General features: G+C 71.1%; 16 protein-coding genes. 11 read left to right on the top strand and 5 right to left on the bottom strand.

The features are described 5' to 3' along the window. Nucleotides 1–3: 3 nt before the first annotated feature. The gene (locus ACFWZH_RS34220) at nucleotides 4–783 is read right to left on the bottom strand and encodes a VOC family protein (protein ID WP_384440441.1); all 780 of its coding nucleotides are present in this window, start codon (nucleotides 781–783) and stop codon (nucleotides 4–6) included. Nucleotides 784–932: 149 nt separating this feature from the next. Here ACFWZH_RS34220 and ACFWZH_RS34215 point away from each other — a divergent pair, with 149 nt between their 5' ends. The 3 genes from ACFWZH_RS34215 (at nucleotide 933) to ACFWZH_RS34205 (ending at nucleotide 4,445) form a co-directional block, all read left to right on the top strand. After that, nucleotides 933–3,392, top strand: a complete 2,460-nt coding sequence (locus ACFWZH_RS34215) for a SpoIIE family protein phosphatase (protein WP_384440438.1) — start codon at nucleotides 933–935, stop codon at nucleotides 3,390–3,392. Nucleotides 3,393–3,475: 83 nt separating this feature from the next. Continuing rightward, nucleotides 3,476–3,667: a hypothetical protein gene (locus ACFWZH_RS34210; protein WP_384440435.1), complete on the top strand. Its 192-nt coding sequence runs from the start codon at nucleotides 3,476–3,478 to the stop codon at nucleotides 3,665–3,667. 271 nt (nucleotides 3,668–3,938) lie between these two features. Then, a complete protein-coding gene (locus tag ACFWZH_RS34205) occupies nucleotides 3,939–4,445 on the top strand; it encodes a DinB family protein (protein WP_384440432.1) in 507 nt (168 codons plus the stop codon). Between the two features lie 51 nt (nucleotides 4,446–4,496). On the opposite strand, the gene ACFWZH_RS34200 is transcribed toward ACFWZH_RS34205, so the two are convergent. The 3 genes from ACFWZH_RS34200 to ACFWZH_RS34190 form a co-directional block, all read right to left on the bottom strand. Next, the gene (locus ACFWZH_RS34200) at nucleotides 4,497–5,384 is read right to left on the bottom strand and encodes a GNAT family N-acetyltransferase (RefSeq protein WP_384440429.1); all 888 of its coding nucleotides are present in this window, start codon (nucleotides 5,382–5,384) and stop codon (nucleotides 4,497–4,499) included. 60 nt (nucleotides 5,385–5,444) lie between these two features. After that, nucleotides 5,445–6,896, bottom strand: a complete 1,452-nt coding sequence (locus ACFWZH_RS34195; protein ID WP_384440426.1) for an amino acid permease — start codon at nucleotides 6,894–6,896, stop codon at nucleotides 5,445–5,447. Between the two features lie 254 nt (nucleotides 6,897–7,150). After that, nucleotides 7,151–8,107 carry a hypothetical protein gene (locus ACFWZH_RS34190; protein WP_384440423.1) on the bottom strand — a complete coding sequence of 319 codons (957 nt, stop codon included), beginning with the start codon at nucleotides 8,105–8,107 and terminating at the stop codon, nucleotides 7,151–7,153. 1,035 nt (nucleotides 8,108–9,142) lie between these two features. Here ACFWZH_RS34190 and ACFWZH_RS34185 point away from each other — a divergent pair. Further along, a complete protein-coding gene (locus tag ACFWZH_RS34185; protein ID WP_384440420.1) occupies nucleotides 9,143–9,682 on the top strand; it encodes a winged helix-turn-helix domain-containing protein in 540 nt (179 codons plus the stop codon). Between the two features lie 86 nt (nucleotides 9,683–9,768). Here the strand turns inward: ACFWZH_RS34185 and ACFWZH_RS34180 are convergent, their stop codons facing one another. Continuing rightward, nucleotides 9,769–11,499: an enoyl-CoA hydratase-related protein gene (locus tag ACFWZH_RS34180; RefSeq protein WP_384440417.1), complete on the bottom strand. Its 1,731-nt coding sequence runs from the start codon at nucleotides 11,497–11,499 to the stop codon at nucleotides 9,769–9,771. A 416-nt stretch (nucleotides 11,500–11,915) separates the two neighbouring features. On the opposite strand from ACFWZH_RS34180, the gene ACFWZH_RS34175 reads away from it, so the two are divergent. The 7 genes from ACFWZH_RS34175 to ACFWZH_RS34145 all read left to right on the top strand — a co-directional run bounded on the left by ACFWZH_RS34175 (nucleotide 11,916) and on the right by ACFWZH_RS34145 (nucleotide 18,075). Continuing rightward, nucleotides 11,916–12,071, top strand: a complete 156-nt coding sequence (locus ACFWZH_RS34175; protein WP_384440414.1) for a hypothetical protein — start codon at nucleotides 11,916–11,918, stop codon at nucleotides 12,069–12,071. A gap of 124 nt (nucleotides 12,072–12,195) precedes the next feature. Then, nucleotides 12,196–13,434 carry a hypothetical protein gene (locus ACFWZH_RS34170; protein WP_384440411.1) on the top strand — a complete coding sequence of 413 codons (1,239 nt, stop codon included), beginning with the start codon at nucleotides 12,196–12,198 and terminating at the stop codon, nucleotides 13,432–13,434. A gap of 41 nt (nucleotides 13,435–13,475) precedes the next feature. Continuing rightward, nucleotides 13,476–13,991, top strand: a complete 516-nt coding sequence (locus ACFWZH_RS34165; protein WP_384440408.1) for a hypothetical protein — start codon at nucleotides 13,476–13,478, stop codon at nucleotides 13,989–13,991. 28 nt (nucleotides 13,992–14,019) lie between these two features. Continuing rightward, nucleotides 14,020–15,321, top strand: coding sequence for an MFS transporter (locus tag ACFWZH_RS34160; RefSeq protein ID WP_384440405.1), 1,302 nt, complete (start codon nucleotides 14,020–14,022; stop codon nucleotides 15,319–15,321). Nucleotides 15,322–15,490: 169 nt separating this feature from the next. Continuing rightward, nucleotides 15,491–15,907 carry a hypothetical protein gene (locus ACFWZH_RS34155; protein ID WP_384440402.1) on the top strand — a complete coding sequence of 139 codons (417 nt, stop codon included), beginning with the start codon at nucleotides 15,491–15,493 and terminating at the stop codon, nucleotides 15,905–15,907. Between the two features lie 93 nt (nucleotides 15,908–16,000). After that, nucleotides 16,001–16,603 carry a carbonic anhydrase gene (locus tag ACFWZH_RS34150; protein ID WP_384440399.1) on the top strand — a complete coding sequence of 201 codons (603 nt, stop codon included), beginning with the start codon at nucleotides 16,001–16,003 and terminating at the stop codon, nucleotides 16,601–16,603. Between the two features lie 17 nt (nucleotides 16,604–16,620). Then, complete coding sequence (locus ACFWZH_RS34145) at nucleotides 16,621–18,075, top strand: SulP family inorganic anion transporter (protein ID WP_384440396.1); 1,455 nt, start codon at nucleotides 16,621–16,623, stop codon at nucleotides 18,073–18,075. Nucleotides 18,076–18,171 lie beyond the last annotated feature (96 nt).

Genomic DNA, 18,171 nt, shown 5'->3' with positions numbered 1-18,171 from the left:
GGGTCAGTCCGCGGTGACGGTGAAGATGCCGCCCTCGGGGTCGCGGATCACCGCCTGCCGGCCCGCGCCCTCGGCGCCCGGTGTCACGGGGGTGACGGTGCCACCGGCGGCGACCGCGGCGGCCGTCACCTTCTCGATGTCACGGACCGGGAAATGGACGTGCCAGCGGGGGCGCACCCGCGGGTCCGGGGCGGACTCCACGGCACCGCCGTGCAGGGTGGCGACGATGTGCGTACCGTCGCGGACGATCACCTGGTCGTGTTCGTACGTCACATCGCAGCCGCCGGGCTCCTCGGAGGCCCAGCCGAAGACCTCCGCGTAGAAGATCGCGGCTTCGAAGGCGTCACGGGTGCGCAGTTCCAGGCTGGCGGGCGCGTTGCCCTGCCCGACCGACCAGGCGAGCATCTGGCCCTCCCAGAAGCCGAAGGTGGCGCCGTCCCGGTCGGCGGCGAGGGCGGCGCGTCCGGGGCCTATCTTGAGCGGGCCGACCGCGACGGTCGCACCGCGCTCACGGATCCGGCCCGCGGTGTCGTCGGCGTCCTCCACCGCGAAGTACGCGGTCCAGGCCACGGCGATCTGGAGGCTCTGGGCGAGGGCACCGATACCGGCCACCGGCTCGCCGTCCAGCAGGGCGATGGAGAACTCGTCGCCGAGACTGGCCCGGCGGAACCGCCAGTCCAGGACCGCGGAGTAGAACCCCTGCGCGGCCTCCAGGTCGCGGGCCAGCAGGCTGACCCAGCACGGAGCGCCCCGTACCGGGGTCGTGGGCCGATGGGCCGACATGACATCTGCCTCCTGTCGCTCGCGCCCTCTCCCACTGTGCCAGCGACACCGCGGGGCCGCACCAAGGGCGCATCTCGTCGGGCAGCGCGGTTGTGCCGGTCTTGATCAGGCTCGATGCTGTAGGTACTGAACCGGGCTGGGTTGATGCCATGAACGCATGGAACGCGGCCGAGAGCGCCGACTTCCGTGGTCCCCTCGACGTCACCAGGGCGGCCACAGTGGTTCTGGATGCCCGGGATCTGGTCATCGGCTGGAGTCCGGCGGCCCGGCGGCTCCTCGGGTACGCACCGGCCGAGATCATCGGCCGCCCCTTGGAGACCTTCCTGCCGGCCGCCGAGGCGGCCGGTCCCGCGTGGGCCGAACGGGCCCAGGAGGCGTCGCCCAGCGGGAGCGAGCCCCGTACGGCGCGGCACCGGGACGGCCGGCTGCTGCCGGTGGCGATCACCACCTGCGCGCTGAGCGCCCCCGCCGACGCGGGCGCCGCCCCGTCCCGCATCCTGGTGGCGGCCGCGCTGGACGAACAACAGGTGTGGGACTCCCAGCAGTCGATGCTGCACGGACTGGCCACCCAGTCCCCGGTAGGCCTGGGCATCTACGACCGCGATCTGCGGCTGACCTGGGCGAACACCGCGTTCGTGCGGGAGATAGGGCACCCGCTGCGGGAGTTCCTCGGCGCTCGGGCCGACGCACTGTACCCCGACGGTGAGTTCGTGACCGAGGGGTATCCGCGCACCCTCATAGAGGTCATGAGCAACGTCCTCGACACCGGCGAACCCATCCTCGACCTGCACTTCGTCGGCCAGCAGCCCTCCGATCCGGGCCCCGATCACGTCTGGTCGTGCTCCTACTACCGGCTGCAGGACGCCCGCGGGCAGGTGATCGGGGTGTGCGAGGACGCCTTCGACATCACCGAGCGCTATCAGGCGCAGCGCCGGCTGAACCTTCTGGTGGCGGCCGGTACCCGGATCGGTACCACGCTCGACATGACCGTCACCGCCCGGGAGATGACCGAGGTGGCGGTGCCGGACTTCGCCGCCATGGTCACCGTCGACCTGGTGCAGTCGGTGCTGGAGGGCGCGGAGCCGGATCCGGGCAACGGCACCCTGCCCACGCTGGTCCGGGTCGCCACCCGCCGCGCCGACGACCCGCCCGGCGCCCCGCCGCACGACCCGTACCGCGTCGCGTACCCGCCCGGTTCGCTGCCGTACCGCAGCCTGTCCTCCGGCGGGATGGTGCGCGGGGAGAGCAGCATGGTCGTGCCGCTGCGGTCCGGCGGGACTGCGATGGGCCTGGTGACCTTCAGCCGCGGGGAGCTGCCCTCGCTCTTCGACAAGGGTGAGGTCGAGCTGGCCGACGAGCTGGTCACCCGAACGGCGGTGTGCCTGGACAACGCCCGCCGCTTCACCCGGGAGCACACCGCCGCACTGACCCTCCAGCGCAATCTGCTGCCGCAGCATCTGCCCGAGCAGTCCGCGGTGGATCTGGCCTACCGCTATCTGCCCAGCGACGAAGGGGCCGGCGTCGGCGGCGACTGGTTCGACGTCATCGAGCTCTCCGGCACCCGCGTCGGGCTGGTCGTCGGCGACGTGGTCGGCCACGGCCTGGAGGCGGCCGCCACCATGGGGCGACTGAGGACGACCGTACGCGCCCTGGCCCGGCTCGACCTCTCCCCCGACGAGCTGCTGAGCCGGCTCGACGACCTGGTGGGGCAGACCGCCGAGGACCGGGCGGACCGGATCGGCACCGATGCCGCCCCGGACGATGTCGCCACCGGCGTGACCTGCCTGTACGCGGTCTACGACCCCGTTTCACGGCACTGCACGATGGCGCGGGCCGGCCATCTGCCGCCGGCCGTGGTCGACGCGGACGGCCGGCTGTACTTCCCTGATCTGCCGGCCGGCCCGCCACTGGGCCTCGGGGGCCTGCCGTTCGAATCGCTGGAGCTCGAACTGCCGGTGGGCAGCCTGATCGCGCTGTTCACGGACGGGCTGGTCGAGGCCCGCGAGCGGGATGTGGACGAGGGGCTGGAGCTGCTGGGCCGGGTGCTGGCCGACCACCGCAGACCGCTGGACGAGCTGTGCGACCGGGCCCTCGCGGAGCTGCTGCCGGACGGCCCGGCCGCCGATGACTCCGCGCTGCTGCTGGTGCGCACCCACGAGCTGGACGCCCGGCAGGTCGCGGCCTGGGAGCTGCCCGCCGAGCCGGCCGCGGTGGGCCGGGCCCGGGAGCTGGCCACCGGGCAACTGCGGGAGTGGGGCCTGGAGGAGCTGTCGTACACCACCGAACTCGTGGTCAGCGAACTGGTCACCAACGCGGTACGGCACGCCGAGGGCCCGCTGCATCTGCGCCTGCTGCGCGACCTGACGTTGCTGACCGAGGTCTCCGACACCGGTCACACCTCCCCGCACCTCCGGCACGCCGCCAGCGACGACGAGGGCGGGCGGGGGCTGTTCATCGTCGCGCAGCTCGTCCAGCGCTGGGGCACGCGCTACACGCCGTACGGCAAGACGATCTGGACGGAGCAGGCGTTTCCACCGCGCTATCCCGGGGCCCGGAGGCCGTCGGTCAGGCCGGCACGCGCTCAGGGCCGGTCCGATGGGTCGCCCTAGGGGGTGCGGGTGTTCGAAGCCGGTCCCATGATGGAACCAAGCGAGGTCCCGGCGACCCGGCGGGCGCGGACGAAGGAGGACCTGTGACGACCAATGGCAGAGAGCAGTCGGCCCAGCGCCGGCCGACCCAGCTGTACACCGGTAGCGAGCGGCCCTACGACCCGGAGGACCTGGTGAAGGCCTCCGGACGCGAGCCCACCCCCCAGAGCCTGGAATGGGCCAAGCGCCTCATCGCCGAGGAGGGGCCCGGCGCCATCGAGCGATATCTGCCGTGAATCACTGAGGCCGGCACCCGTCCCGCCTGCGGGGTGCGGAGCCATACGGAGGGACATCGACGTGCCGACGGCCGGCACGTCGATGCCGTGCGCTGCGGCGGGGCCCGCCGTGCGCAAAACCGCTTGCGAGGGTCCGCACCGGCCGGGAAGATCACCTCGGCCGTCTCCCCCGGCCGCGCCGGAGCGTTCCGGCCCCGGCGGACGGTCCGCTCCCTCGCGTCCTCCCTGTCCGCAGGAGCACGCCCTCCCTCCCGAAGGATCCGTCGCCGCCATGACCACCGAACGCCCCTCCCCGCCCGTACGCGCCGGCGAGCGGGAGACCCTGCGGGCCTATCTCGACTTCCACCGGGCCACGCTCGCCATGAAGACCGACGGCCTCTCCGACCAGGAGCTGCGCCGCCGGTCCATGCCGCCCTCCACGCTCTCCCTGCTCGGCCTGGTGCGGCACATGGCCGAGGTGGAGCGCTCCTGGTTCCGCCGGGTGATCAACGGCGAGGACGTCCCGCTCGTCTGGTCGGCCGACGGCGACTACCAGGCGGCCTACGACGCCGACGGGTCCACCCGCGCCGAGGCCTTCGCCGCCTGGCAGTCCGAGGTGGCGCACTCCCGCCGCATCGAGCAGGCGGCCGCCTCCCTCGATGTGACGGGTTATCAGCCCCGCTGGGGAGAAGAGGTCTCCCTCCGTCTGGTGATGCTCCATCTGATCCACGAGTACGCCCGTCACAACGGCCACGCCGACCTCCTCCGGGAGGGCATCGACGGCACCGTCGGCGCCTGACGCGGCCCGACGGCGTCCCGTTCCGGGCGCCTGGGGTCCGCGTGCGGCGGATCAGCCCAGTTCCAGGCTCGTCACCCCGAAGGTGCGTTGCCGGTCGGGCGGCGGGACCGGCCCGGCGTACATGCGGACGGTGTGGGAGCGGGGAGTCAGACCGCGGCTGGTGGCCAAGGTGTGGGCGGCGCGCCGGGGTTCGGGCGCGTCGAGGAAGACCTCGGTGGACGGCTCGACACAGGCGGTGAGGGCGTCGAAGAGCGCCTCGGCGGCTTCGGGGGTGTCGGCGAAGAGCGGACCGACGCGGTGGCCGGTGTGGGCCGGCCGGACGACTCCGTAGCCGGCGATCGCGCCGTCACGGACGTATGCGCGGGCGATGTGGCCGGGAGCCGTCAGCCAGCGGGCGACGAAGGCCCGCCGGTCGGCGGGGAAGCAGCGCCGGTCGTAGGCGGCGAGGGCGTCGAGGTGGCATCCGGTGACGGGGACGACGTGCGGGGACACCGTGCCGGGGCGGGTGGGGTGTCCCCCGTAGCGGATGGTGTCGTGGGCGGGGGTGAACCCGGCGCGCCGGTACGTCGGTTGCTGGGCGGGCACCGCGTCCAGGCCCACGGTCCGGGCGCCGGCGTGCGGGACGGCGGCGCGCCACGTGGCGAGCCCCAGGCCCTGCCCGCGGTGGTCGGGGTGGACCAGGTAGTAGCCCAGGAAGGCGTAGCGGTCGGAGTAGTTGACGACGGAGACCGCGGAGACGGTCCGTCCGGCGCGCCGGCCGAGGAAGAAGCCGGCGGGGTCGGTGGGGTGGAAGCAGGCGGTGTCGTCGCGGCCGGGGTTCCACTGTTCGTCGGCGGCCCACCGCACCACCTGGTGCCAGTCGTCCGACGTGGCGGGTTCGACGGTGAGTTCGCCGGCGGCGGTCGGCTGGGGGTGCGGGGCTTCGCCTGTCGGGGGCATGCCGGGGATCGTCCCTTCTGGTGGGGTCAGGGGGCGGGATGGTGCGTACGCGGACAGGCCCTAGATGAGGTCCATGGCCGCGACCTCGTCGGGGCGGCCGTAGCTGACCGGGCCCTGGAAGCGCCGCCGGGCGGTGGCGAACCACCACACCGTCGCGATGATCAGCACCACCGTCAGCGCGATGGGCGCGTAGTTGAACGAGGTGGGGGTGATCGGTGACGCCTGGGGCAGCATGAACAGCACGTTGCTGACCAGGATCCAGGTCACCGCGATCGCCGCGACGGGCTTGCCGTAGCGGCCGAGGTTCCACGGTCCGGCCTGGAAGTCGTCCAGCCGCAGCCGCAGGAAGATCGGTACCGCGTAGGCGAGGAACAGCCCGACGACGTTGACGCTGACCACGGCGGTGAAGGCGGTGTGCGACCACCAGCCGGGCAGCACCAGCACCAGCGGGCACGCCGCCGCGAGCCAGACGGCCTTGACGGGGGTACGGGTGCGGGCGGAGACCGAATGCCACCACCGCGAGCCGGGCATCGCACCGTCGCGCGAGAAGGCGAAGATCTGCCGGGTATTGCTGGTCATGTTGGCGAGTCCGCAGAACAGCATGGCGCCGATAACGATCAACAACAGGAACTTCGCGGTGCTTTGGCCGAGCGCGTCGACGAGAATCTGCACCGGCGGTGCTTCGGCGGCCGCGGCATGGCCGTAGTCGCGGATTGCGTACACCAGAGCGAGCATCAGGATCAGCCCGGTGATCGCGGAGCAGGTGATGGCCCGCATGATGCCCCTGGGCGCGTTGACCGTCGCCTTCACCGTCTCTTCGGACATGTGGAAGCTGCCGTCGAAACCGGTGAAGGTCCAGCTGGTGACGAGCAGGCCCAGCATTCCGCCGTACATCGCGTGGGTGAAGCCGGTGTTGTTGACGAAGTGGGTCACGAAGGAAGGCGACTGATGGTGGTCGGGTATCAGGGTCAGCGCGCCGACGATCACCACCAGGCCGATCAGCAGCCACCATACGGAAATCCGGTTCACCAAGGCGACCAACCGCACCGTATAGGTGTTCGCCAGCGCCTGGACGAGAAGGATGGCCGCGGTGATGCCGACCGTCTGCTGCGGTGTCGGTTCGTAGGACGGCCACTGCATGGCGATGAACGCCTGGATGAAGGTGGCGGCGGCGAAGTTGGTGGCGGCCGTGCCGCCGACCTGGCCGACGAAGTTCAACCAACCCGTGTACCAGGACCAGGCACCCTTGTGCCGCTTGGCGAGCTTGCCGGCCGAGAAGTAGAGCGCGCCGCTGGTCGGGTAGGCGGAGGCGATCTCACCCATCGCGGCGCCGACGAACAGCACCATGATCGATACGGCGACCCAGCCGAAGATCAGGATCCGTGGGCCGCCGGCGTTCATCCCGAAACCGAAGGAGGAGAAGATCCCGGAAATGATGTTGATGATGGTGAAGGAGATGGCGAAATTGTCGAACGCCCGGAATCTGCGGGTCAGTTTCCGCGGATAACCCATGGCGTGCAGTGTCGCGTCGTCGTCGAGAGTGACGGGACTCGACGGATGGTGGGGGGATTTCGAGCGAGTAAGAGAGGTACGCTCGGACACAACCGCAACCTTTCTGGGGAATTCGTGGGGAGAATTGATCGGGCTGAGCGGATCGAACGTTCGGTGCGCTTGCGGAGAAGGTGTGGAGGCGGCTGAGAACGTTTCCACGGAAGTGCCCGCGACGCCTACCGGAAAACGGCCCACGGCAGCGCCCGGCACACTCCTCAGGTGCCGTGCGGTACCGGGAGTCCGCAGGAGCGTCTGGCCCTGGTCAATTGCTCGGCCGGATCGCCGAACGCACTCCAGGGCATGCGTGAGGCATAGGGCCCCATCGCCGTGAAGACCTCCCGCGCCTCGAATTCATGTTTCGCCATGAACAGCGCGTGTGCCAGGTACGCCAGGTCCAAAACCGGTGTGAAGCGGTAATCGGCGACCCGCGGAAACCAGTTGCGGTAGATGCCCATGGCGGTGCTGATCCACTGGGGCTGCTCCCATGTGCGGTCCGCGAGCAGGGCGGACGGGTTGTAGTCCTCGACCAGCGCCACCAGCGGCAGCAGCCGCAGCGGCGAGTGGGCCGGGGCCCGCTGGCTCAGGAACGCGGCGACGTCCCAACTCGCGCCGGACGAACCGCCGTTCCGGGTGAAGAAGTACGACAGGAAGCGGTGGTGCGCCTCGCGGTGCCAGGAGTCGAGCCGGAGGATGTGGGCGAAGAGGTACCACGGACCGGTCGGCGCGGTCAGCAGCCCCTGCGGCGCGGGGTCCTGGTGGCGGTCGAGGCGGGCCAGTGCCAGCTGGGCGACCCAGGGGGTGGGGTCCTCGGGCAGCTCCTTCGCCGCCCGCTCGCACGCCGCCTGCGCTATCCGGGCCAGCGCCCCCTGCCTCCGGTCTCCGGCGTCGGCCATGCGCAGGGCGCGCAGCATCGCCACCCGCGCCCAGAGCAACGCCGCCTCCGGGCCCGGCTCTTCGGCCAGCCAGCGCTCCGCCAGGTCCGAGTCGGCGGCCACGGACGCCAGGACGAGCGAGCGGTGGGCACGCAGCTCGAAGTCCTCCCGGGCCTCCTTCAGCACCTCGTGCGCGCTGAAGTACCGGCCGGCCCTGACGTCCATGCACGCCCGCGCCAGCGCCCGGTCGTCGGCCGCCGGACTCCACACGTACTGCCCCTCGAAAGAGCCGGCCGCCATGGTCCCCTCCCGGTCACGAAGGCGTCATCCCCCACACCGCATTCCAGCCGCGCCGAATTCAACTGGACCCCGTCACCGGTCAAGTGACAGCGGGGCACACCCTACTCACCCTCAACTCATTGCGAAAACAGTCGTCTGGAATATCTGGTTCCGCACCGTTTCGCCGCGATGAAATTGAAAAGGAAACCACTTTCCGGCCGCCCTCCCGGAAGCCCCTCCGCTTTGCCGCCCCTCGGAGTCACGGCCACTACAGGTCATTTATTTGGCATATTCACACCTTCACGAGCCCTCCACAAGCGGACATCAACAACCGACACCCCTCCGCATAGGCCAAGTTGAGCGCGACCCAGCGGGCCGGTGGAGGCTGGAATCGAGCCCCCGGGGCGGCGGTCGCGCCGACGACACACAGTGGCCGGAACGACGCCCACCGCGCGGCACGCGCCGAACGGCCGGTCGGACGCCTGCCGGGCGCCCCACCACGACAACGCCCACAGGTACAGACCATCCGACGGGCATCCGTCCATCACAGCCGACCGGCCGATGGTTTTGAGCCATGCCGGACGGGCGGGCGGCGCGGCATGGAAGCCAGGGCGGGCGGGCGCCATCTGACAGCGTTCCCTCAATTTCCCGTGCGCTTACGGAAGGAAACAACGGCCCGCCCGGACGCGGCCTGCCGCTGTGCCGCCCGCCGCGGCTCCGCGCAAACACGGAATCGGCTCAAGAGCAACCGAAATTAGCGGAAGCTACTTTCCGGAACCGCTCGATCACATGTAGCGTTCGACTGGACCGGAGGCCGCGGCATCGCACCACGTCATGGCCGACCACGGGCGTGGACGCGAGCGTTCCCACGGCACGAACGGAGCGATCGCCCCCGTTGGGCGCACCTGCGACGGAGGTGCCGGCTCGCCGTCCACCGCCTCGAACCCGGACTGCGTCGCGACTGCTGCGCAGCACCTGCACACCTTGAACGTCGAGCACCGCCATGTCTGTCCGTACACGCCTGCTTTGCAAGAGGAATGGGCCCAGATCATGTTTATGAACTCCTCGACGACCCCGCTTGCGTGGCGACCGGAGACCGGCTTCGGCCGTCCGGCGATAGCCGGGCCCGGCGAAGGGCCACCCCTGGCGGTCGACCGGCTCCCCGACGGCAAGTGGCAACTGACCCTGCACGACCTGGAACCCGTATCGGTGCACCGGCTGCCCTCGGACGAGGTCCACATCATTCTGGCACCACCGCGTGAGGAGCCGTCGGGCGCCATGGAACCGGCCCCGGCCGGCCGAGTCGCCCGGCCCGAGCCGATCCAGATCGACACCGCGGCCCGGACGGTCTTCATCAGAGGCCGCCAAGTCTGCCTGCCACGGCTGGAATTCGATCTCCTCGCCCACCTGGTGCTGCATCCCCAGCGCGCCTTCACCCGGGAGCAGCTGATGGCCGCGGTCTGGCCCAGCTGCCAGTCCAGTACACGCACCGTCGATGTCCACATCGCCCGGCTGCGCCGACGCCTCGGTCCCGGGCTGCGCGACTCCATCAGCACCGTTTTCGGTATCGGTTACAAGTACCTGCCCGTCACGTAACCGGACGGCGGCGGGCGGCGGACGCCGCTCGTACGCGCAAAGGGCCGGTGGCCTGGGAGGGGGACCTCGGCCACCGGCCTTCGGGCTCAGCGAAACTGCGGGTCCGCCCCCGGTCCCGACGCGGCCGCGTTGAGGTGCGGGGGCGTGCCGGCCGGCGGCTCCTTGCGCACGAACGCCCGTCGCAGCGCGTGGTAAGGCTGCTCGGGGTCGAAGAAGATCTCGCGCATACGGGACAGTTCCTGCTCGCGATAGGCGTGCAGCGGGCGTTCGGCCTCGTCACGCTCCCGGGTGGCCTTCTTGCCGGCGATACGGGCCTGGACCGCGGGCGAGGACGCCAGCCGGGCCGCCAGGTGAGCGGTCCGGGGCGCGAACTCCTGGGGCGGGCAGTCGACGAGCCGGTCCACCAGCCCGAGCCGCTGCCCGGCCGCGGCGGTGACCGGCAGGGCGCGTGCGGTGAGTTGCCCGGCCACCTCTGAGCCCACCCGGCCCGGCAGGGTGTACGTCCAGTACTCCGAACCGTAGAGGCCCATCAGCCGGTAGTGCGGGTTGAGCACCGACGCCGAGCGGCACCACACCTCGTCCGCGGCGAGCGCCAGCATCACCCCGCCGGCTGCCGCGTTGCCGCCCAGCGCGGCGACCACCAGCCGGTCGGTGGTGGTCAGGACGGCGTGCACCAGGTCGTCGATGGCGTTGATGTTGGCCCAGGACTCCTCGGCCGGGTCGGCGGCGGCCTCGATGACGTTCAGATGGATGCCGTTGGAGAAGAAGTCCCGGCGGCCGCCGAGGACCAGCACGGATGTGGGCCGGGTACAGGCGTGGCGGTAGGCCGCCAGCAGCCGCCGGCAGTGGTCGGTGCTCATGGCGCCGCCGGGGAAGGAGAACTCCAGGAATCCGGCCGGGCCGTCCTCGCGGTAGCGGATGTCGCTCCAGGTGCGGGGGCCGTCGTCGGGATCGAGCGGGGCCGGGACCTCGGGGAGCGGCGGGAGGCCCGCGCCCAGCGCGAGCGTGGCGGGCAGGGTGAAGGTGCCGGGCTCCCCCGGGCGGCGCGGCGGGCGCAGTTGCGGGATCCACACCGCCCCGTCGGCCGTCGCCCGGCAGATCGCGCCACATCGGGTGGCGAGCAGCTCGCCCGGTCGGCCGGTCAGGGTGTCCTCCGGGTGGCCGCCGTGCAGAAACCAGGTGTCGCCGAGCAGTTCGTCGCGTACGCCGGGCTGGGAGTCGGCCGCGCGCAGGGTGCGTACGACGGTGTCGGTGGGGTCGCGGTGCCAGTCGATCCGGCGCTGCTCCTGGCGCAGCGGCGGCCGGGGGCGGCCGGGCTTGGCGGCGTCGGGCAGGGCGTCCTGGGGCTGCGGGCGATGGCTGCCGGACGCCACCCGGTCGACGGCCGAGAGCACCGCCTCGACCGCCGCGTCGGCGATCTCGTTGCGGTAGAGATCGCTCTTGCCCACTTCGGGTACGGGGCAGTCGGCCGCGGCCCAGACATCGCCGGCGTCCATCTCCTCGTTGGCCTGCAGGACCGTGACGCCCCAGCGGTCCGCGCCCAGGTGCACCGCCCAGTCCACCGAGGACGGCCCGCGGTCGCCGACGGGCCCCGGGTGCACGATCAGGCAGGTGTACGCGGACCACACCTCGCGGGGCACCGCCGTCTTGAGCATCGGCGCCACGATCAGTTCGGGGGAATGCCGGCGTACGACCTCCAGCAACGGGGTCTCGCGGGTCACCAGCTCCACCCGCACCTGGTGTCCGCCATCGCCGAGTTCGGCGTGGACGCGCTGTGTGAGGCTGTTGAACGCGCCGGCGATGAGCAGAATTCGCACAGCAGACTCCCCTGGGGCCGGGACCGATGAGCGGGTAACCGGTAGTGATCGTTCCACCGTGGTGTCCGACGGCCTTTGGACGTGCGCGGCAGGTCACCCGATCGGCGTCCGCCGTGCGGCGCAATACGGTCGCAATCCGGCGTAATACCGGCGTAGGTACCGCACGGGATTGATACCCGCCAATGAGTCGAACCATAGAAATTCGGGCGCGACATGACTGTGGGTCATTTGGTTCCCGTCATTGATCAACTCGACGGAATCTCGCCAAAGTTGGCGCGCGGGCTGCGCTTCCACCCGCGTCGACATTGCCTTTGATTGACATTCACTTGGTAACACTTTTACCTTCATGGTGGCGGTATCAGCGCAGGTCAGCGCTGTGCCGCATCCGTCTTCCGCACTCTTCCCGGAGGTCTCCCATGGAACAGCTCATCAAGAAGATGGCCCAGGACAACGTCTGGCAGAACTGGCTCGCCGCCAACTCCGCACAGCAGGCCGCGAAGAACGGCTGCATCAGCGCGGCGCCCAAGTCCGGCTGCATCAGCGCCACGCCGAAGGCCGGCTGTATCTCCTGACGCCGTATCCGCTGAGGGACCCGGGAGGGGGACCGGTGGCGCTGCCTGCCACCGCCCCCTTCCGGGCACCGCGCCCCGCATGCGCCCCCTAGGGCACCGTTCTCCGAGCCTTGACGAGGAATCCATGGATGGTCAGCCGACCGCCGAGGTCATCGAGCAGATCCGCGACATCCCCATCTACCGCGAGTCGCTGGCGAAGGGTCACTTCCCCATACTCGACAAGCCGGAGATCGCGCGCGGCTTCCCCGACAACTGGATGACGCCCCATCTGGCCGCGGCCCTGGAGGCCGGCGAGGCGGAGTTCGTACTGTCCACGGGCACCAACCACGCCCGCATGCAGATCATCCGGCCCCCGTACTTCCTGCTGCGCTCCTACTACCAGTTGTGGAGCGAGCACCCCGACATCGCCGACACCTGGGAGTCGGGCTGCCGGCGGGTCTCGCTGACCACCGTTCTGGCGACGGAGCACGTGGCACGGGTCAACGCCGCCCGCAGCGGCGTACCGCCCCGGCCGGTGCCCACCCTCGACGACCGGCGGCTCGACGAGCGCACCTGCTATCTCAACCTGCGGCTCGATCCGGCCCTGTGGGAGCGCGACGAGGTCGTGCGGATGCTCGACGAGATCCAGACCGCCCGGCAGGCGCACCCCCGCGGCTGGTACCACCTCGACTGCTCCGGCTACCACCTGGCGCATCTGGTGCGCAAAGTCAGCGAATGGGGGCTGTGGGACGACTTCCCGCCGCCCGCGAGCATCATCCACGCCTACGAATACACCCCGGTGAACGTCCGGCGCTTTCTGCACCAGCACTTCGCCTGCCCCGTCATCGACCTGTTCGGCAGCACCGAGCTCGGCTATCTCTACTTCAGCGACCGACGCGGCACCTACCGGCCGCACCTCGACAAAATGAGCGTCGAACTCCACCCGGTCGCACCGGAAAGCACGATCTACGAGCTCATCGTCTCCAGTGTGCGCAACCCCTTCATGCCCTTGATCCGCTACCGCTCGGGCGACTGCGTACGCACCCTGGACGGCACGCCGGACCCGTCGAAGATCGCCCAGTTCTGCGGCCGCCAGAAGGAACTGCTGAGCACCCCGCGCGGACCCGTCGCCCAGGGCGATCTCGACCGGTGCATCGGCGAGGCGTCCTCGCACGTCTTCGTGCACCAACTGCGGCTGACCGGCGAGGGTGCGGCGCTGCTGGCGTACACGACGTTCAACGGCGCGCCCCTGGGCGACGCGGAGGCCGCGGAGCTGGAGCACGGCGTCGGTGAACTGACCGGACGGCGCTGCCGGATCGAGCACCGCGCGCACATCCCCATCGGGCGGTCGGGAAAGTACGCCTGGCTCGCCGACGGCGCCTGACCCGCGCACCGCACCCGACCCCACGTTCGCACAGGAGAGTCATGACCAGCCGCCCGCGGATATCCGCCGACGATCTGAGGGACCTGCTCGGAGACGCGTTGTACACCGAGGTGGTCGACCATTTCACCGCCAAGGACCCGGAACTCTCACCCGAGTTCGTGACGCGGCAGGTCACCGAATGCCTGCGGTACCTCTACCTCGTCTCCCGCCACCGCGATCAGCTCGGCGGACTGTTCCTGCCGGTCGAGCAGGAAATCGACGAGATATGGCACTACCTCATACTGCAGACCCGTGAATACCGTGCCCTGTGCGAGGAGCGGCTTCCGGGACGGTGCTTCATCGAACACCGCAGCATCGCGTACGAGGACTACCAGCAGGAGCCGGGCCGGGAGCAGGCGCTCGAAGAGGCCCTGCGCTGGATCCCGTTGTACTGCCGGGAGTTCGGCCCGTTCGACGAGGGCGCACTGCCGCACTGGACGATCGTGCGCTTCCTGCACCAGCAGATGAACCTGTCCCTCTCGGACATCGCGGCGCTCGAACCCGTGTCGACCGCTTAGCAGACACCGTCCCGATCGGAAAGGAACCATGACGGCTAGGAACGGTGCGCCGGCCACGCGCGACCTCCCCGAACAGCGGCGCATTCTGGCCGTGCTGGTCTTCTCCCAGATCCTCAGCGGTGCGGGCCTCGCCGCGGGAATCACCGTCGGCGCCCTGCTCGCCGAGGAGATGCTCGGCTCGACCGGTCTGGCGGGCGTGCCCAGCGCGCTGTTCACCGCCGGGTCCGCGTTCGGTGCCGTGGGCATCGGCCGGATCTGCCGGCGCTGGGGCCGGCGCCCCGGACTCGCGCTCGGCTACGGCACCGGGGCGCTCGGCAGCCTCGGCGTCGTCGCGGCGGCCGCCGTCGACAGCGCTCCGCTGCTCTTCCTGGGCCTGCTGGTGTACGGGGCCGGCACCGCGACGAACCTGATGGCGCGCTACGCGGGAGCGGATCTGGCCTCCCCCGCGCGCCGCGGCCGCGCGGTGAGCACGGTGCTCTTCGCCACCACGTTCGGCGCGGTGGTCGGCCCCAACCTGGTCACGCTGACCGGTCGGCTCGCGCACTCCTGGGGCATCCCGCGCCTCGCCGGGCCGTTCATACTGGCCACCGCGGCGTTCGGGGCGGCCGCGGTCGTCCTCGCCTTCCTGCTGCGGCCCGATCCGCTGCGACTGGCCCAGACGCTGGCCGAGAAGGCGTCCCCACCGGCCGACGCCGCGGCGGCGGACGACCGGCCGGCCCCACCCCCGCAGCGCGGGCGGGTGGTCATGGGCACGCTGGTCATGGTCCTCACCCAGCTCGTCATGATCGCGATCATGACGATGACCCCCGTGCACATGCGCGCGCACGGGCACGGCACCCAGGAGGCCGGGTTCGTCATCGCCCTCCACGTCGGCGCGATGTTCCTGCCGTCGCCCCTGACCGGGCTCCTGGTCGACCGGGTCGGCCGGCTGTGGACCGCCGCCGCGTCCGGGGTGACCCTGCTGGCGGCCGGTGTCCTCGCGGCCACGGCGTCACCGCACTCCGTACCCGCGCTCGCCACTGCGCTGATGCTGCTCGGCCTCGGCTGGAACTTCGGCCTGGTCAGCGGCACCGCCATCGTCACCGACGCACTGCCGCCCGCCAACCGGGCCGCGGCGCAGGGGCTGGTGGACGTCGGCATATCCGTCGCCGGCGCGGCCGGCGGCGCGTCCTCGGGGCTGGTCGTGGTGGCCGGGGGCTTCACGACGCTGGCGCTGTCCGGCGGCATCCTCGCACTGGCGATCGTCCCCCTCGTCGCCTGGGCCGCCAGACGGCCTGCGGCCCCCGTCGCGGCCCCCGCGGCCCCGCGGGCGGAGACGGAACGGGCCTGAACCCGGCCGGCAGCGACGGCAGGCGGGTATCCGGACGTCACTTCGGACGTCTGCCGCAACATCCAAGAATGTCTTGAAACTTGATGTCATTTCTCGTTAGCACACGGGAAACCTATGTGGTGCACTATTGGGGGACGTTTTAGTCGTGTGGACGATCCACGGGGGAGCGATGACGCGGAAGGGCACCGGCATACCCTGCACACCGGCGCTGCGCGCCTGCCGCTTCGCGCTGGCCGTCCTCGCCGTGATCCTGGCGTTTCTGCTCGGTGGCGCGTCAACGGCCGCCAGTGCGCCCGCACTTGCCACCGCAAAAGCCGGCCAGCCCGCGGGCACCAAGTCCGCCCAGCCCGCCGGCGACACCAACGAGGAAAAGACCAAGCGCGAGAACGAGCGCGGCAAGGCCCGCGGCTCCGCGCACACCGCCGTCGGGGTCCCCAGGCACGGCGGCCGGCCGCTGCCGTACGGCCAAGTCGACCGGCTGCGCCACGGCGCCGAGGACACCGACCCCGCTCCCGCACACAGCTCGACCAAGGCCGCGTCGAGACCGGAGAGACTCCCCGTCCTGCACTGCGTCTTCCGCTGCTGAGGGCGGTCGTGGCGGTCTTGCCGCACCATCCGCACCTCGCATGTTTCCGCCACCACCCCACAGTGGCAACCCTCATCAGCAGGAGACCTCCCAGTGGAGACCTTCATTCAGCACGCCCGGGGTCTGATGGCCCATATCGCCGACCGGCGTGAGGAGCAGGAGACCTACGGCCGCCTCGCGGCCGGGCAGTCGCCCCTCGCCCTGTTCATCACCTGCTCCGACTCCCGTGTCGTGCCGTCCCTGATCACCGGCGCGCGGCCCGGCGAACTGTTCGAACTGCGGACGGCGGGCAACGCCGTCCCCGCCTACCAAGAGGGCATGGCGGCCTGCGCGGAGGCCGCCACCATCGAGTACGCGATGCGCGTGCTGCAGGTGGCCGACATCGTGGTGTGCGGCCACTCGCACTGCGGCGCGGTCGGCGCCAAGGCCCGCGGCGAGGACCTGACCGGTGCGCCCGCCGTCCGCGACTGGCTGGCGCAACAGCTCTCCGACCAGCTGCCCGACGACGCGGAGCCGACCGTCTCCGCCGCCGTCCAGCAGCATGTGCGCGAGCAGCTCGACCGGCTGCGCGGCTACCCCTGTGTCCAGGAGCGGCTGGCCACCGGCGAGGTGAACCTGCACGGCTGGTTCTACGAAGTCCACACCGGCATGGTGGCCGCCCACCATCCGGCCACCGACCTGTTCCTCCCGCTGTGAAGGCACAGGTGACCCTCATGAAGAAACTCACCTCCTTCCGCGCGGACTTCACCGCCTCCCTCGTCGTCTTCCTGGTCGCCGTCCCGCTGTGTGTGGGCGTGGCGGTCGCCTCCGGCGTACCGGCCGAGCTGGGGCTCGTCACCGGTATCGTCGGCGGACTGCTCACCGGTCTGCTCCCCGGCAGCAGCCTGCAGGTCAGCGGCCCGGCCGCGGGCCTGACGGTGCTGGTCTTCGAGGCCGTCAAGGAGTACGGCGTCAGCACGCTGGGTGCGCTGGTGCTGGCCGCGGGTGCCCTGCAACTGGTCATGGGCGCACTGAAGTTGGGGCGCTGGTTCCGGGCGATCTCGGTCGCCGTCGTCCAGGGCATGCTGGCCGGCATCGGCCTGGTGCTGATCGCCGGACAGCTCTACGCCCTCACCGACGCCAAGGCGCCGGGCAGCGGACTGGCCAACATCGGCTCGCTGCCGGGCCTGGTCGCCGACACCGCACGGTCCCAGACCGCGCTCAGTGCGCTCGCCATCGGCGCCGGCACCATCGCCGTCCTGGTGCTGTGGCCCCGCTGGCGGCGCGCGGCACGGATCCTGCCCGCGCCGCTGGCCGCGGTGGCGCTCGCCACCACCACGGTCTGGGTGCTGGACCTGCCGGTCGCCCGGGTCAAGGTCAGCGGGCTGCTGGACGCGATCCAGCCGCCCGGCCTCGCCGACCTGGGCCGGCTGGCCGACATCGGGGTGATCGGCACGGTGTTCGCCTTCGCGTTGATCGCCTCGGCCGAGTCCCTCTTCAGCGCCGCCGCCGTCGACCGGCTCCACGACGGGCCGAAGACCGACTACGACAAGGAGCTGATGGCCCAGGGCGCGGGCAACGCCGTATGCGGTGTGCTCGGTGCGCTGCCGATGACCGCGGTCATCGTGCGCAGCGCCGCCAACGTCCATGCGGGCGCGAAGACCAAGGCCTCCCGGGTGCTGCACGGCGTCTGGCTGCTGGTGTTCGCCGCGGCGTTCCCGGCCGCGCTGGGCGTGGTGCCGCTGGCCGCGCTGGCGGGCGTCCTGGTGTACTCGGGCTGCAAGCTGATCCCGGTGCGCGCGCTGCGGCCGCTGTGGCGCGAACACCGCGGTGAGGCGGTCGTACTGATGGTCACCGCCATCGCGATCGTCACGGTGAACATGTTCGAGGGCGTCCTGATCGGTCTGCTGATGGCCGTCGTGAAGACGGCCTGGGAGACCTCCCATGTCCACCTGGAGGTCGACACCCCGGCCGACGAGGACGAGCCGGTGCTGGTACGGGCCGTCGGCAACGCCACCTTCCTGCGGCTGCCGAAGATCCTCGACCAGCTCGAGGCACTGCCCGCCGACCGCGATGTGCGGCTCGACCTGAGCGGGCTGCGCCATCTCGACCACGCCTGTGGCGCGGCGCTGACGAACTGGGAGGAGCAGCACCGCCGTAGCCGTCAGACGGTGGAGCTGGTGTCCTGACCACGGGTCCCGTCCGGCCGCGCCGTAGGGGCGTGGCCGGACGGGACGTCGCGGCGCAACCTCCCGGCGCCGGCGCCCGGTTGCTCAGCCGGGCGC

It is taken from the genome of Streptomyces sp. NPDC059008, assembly GCF_042749045.1.
Lineage (GTDB): Bacteria > Actinomycetota > Actinomycetes > Streptomycetales > Streptomycetaceae > Streptomyces.
Note: the sequence above shows the minus strand (reverse complement) of the source record. Positions and strands in the feature narration are given on the sequence as shown.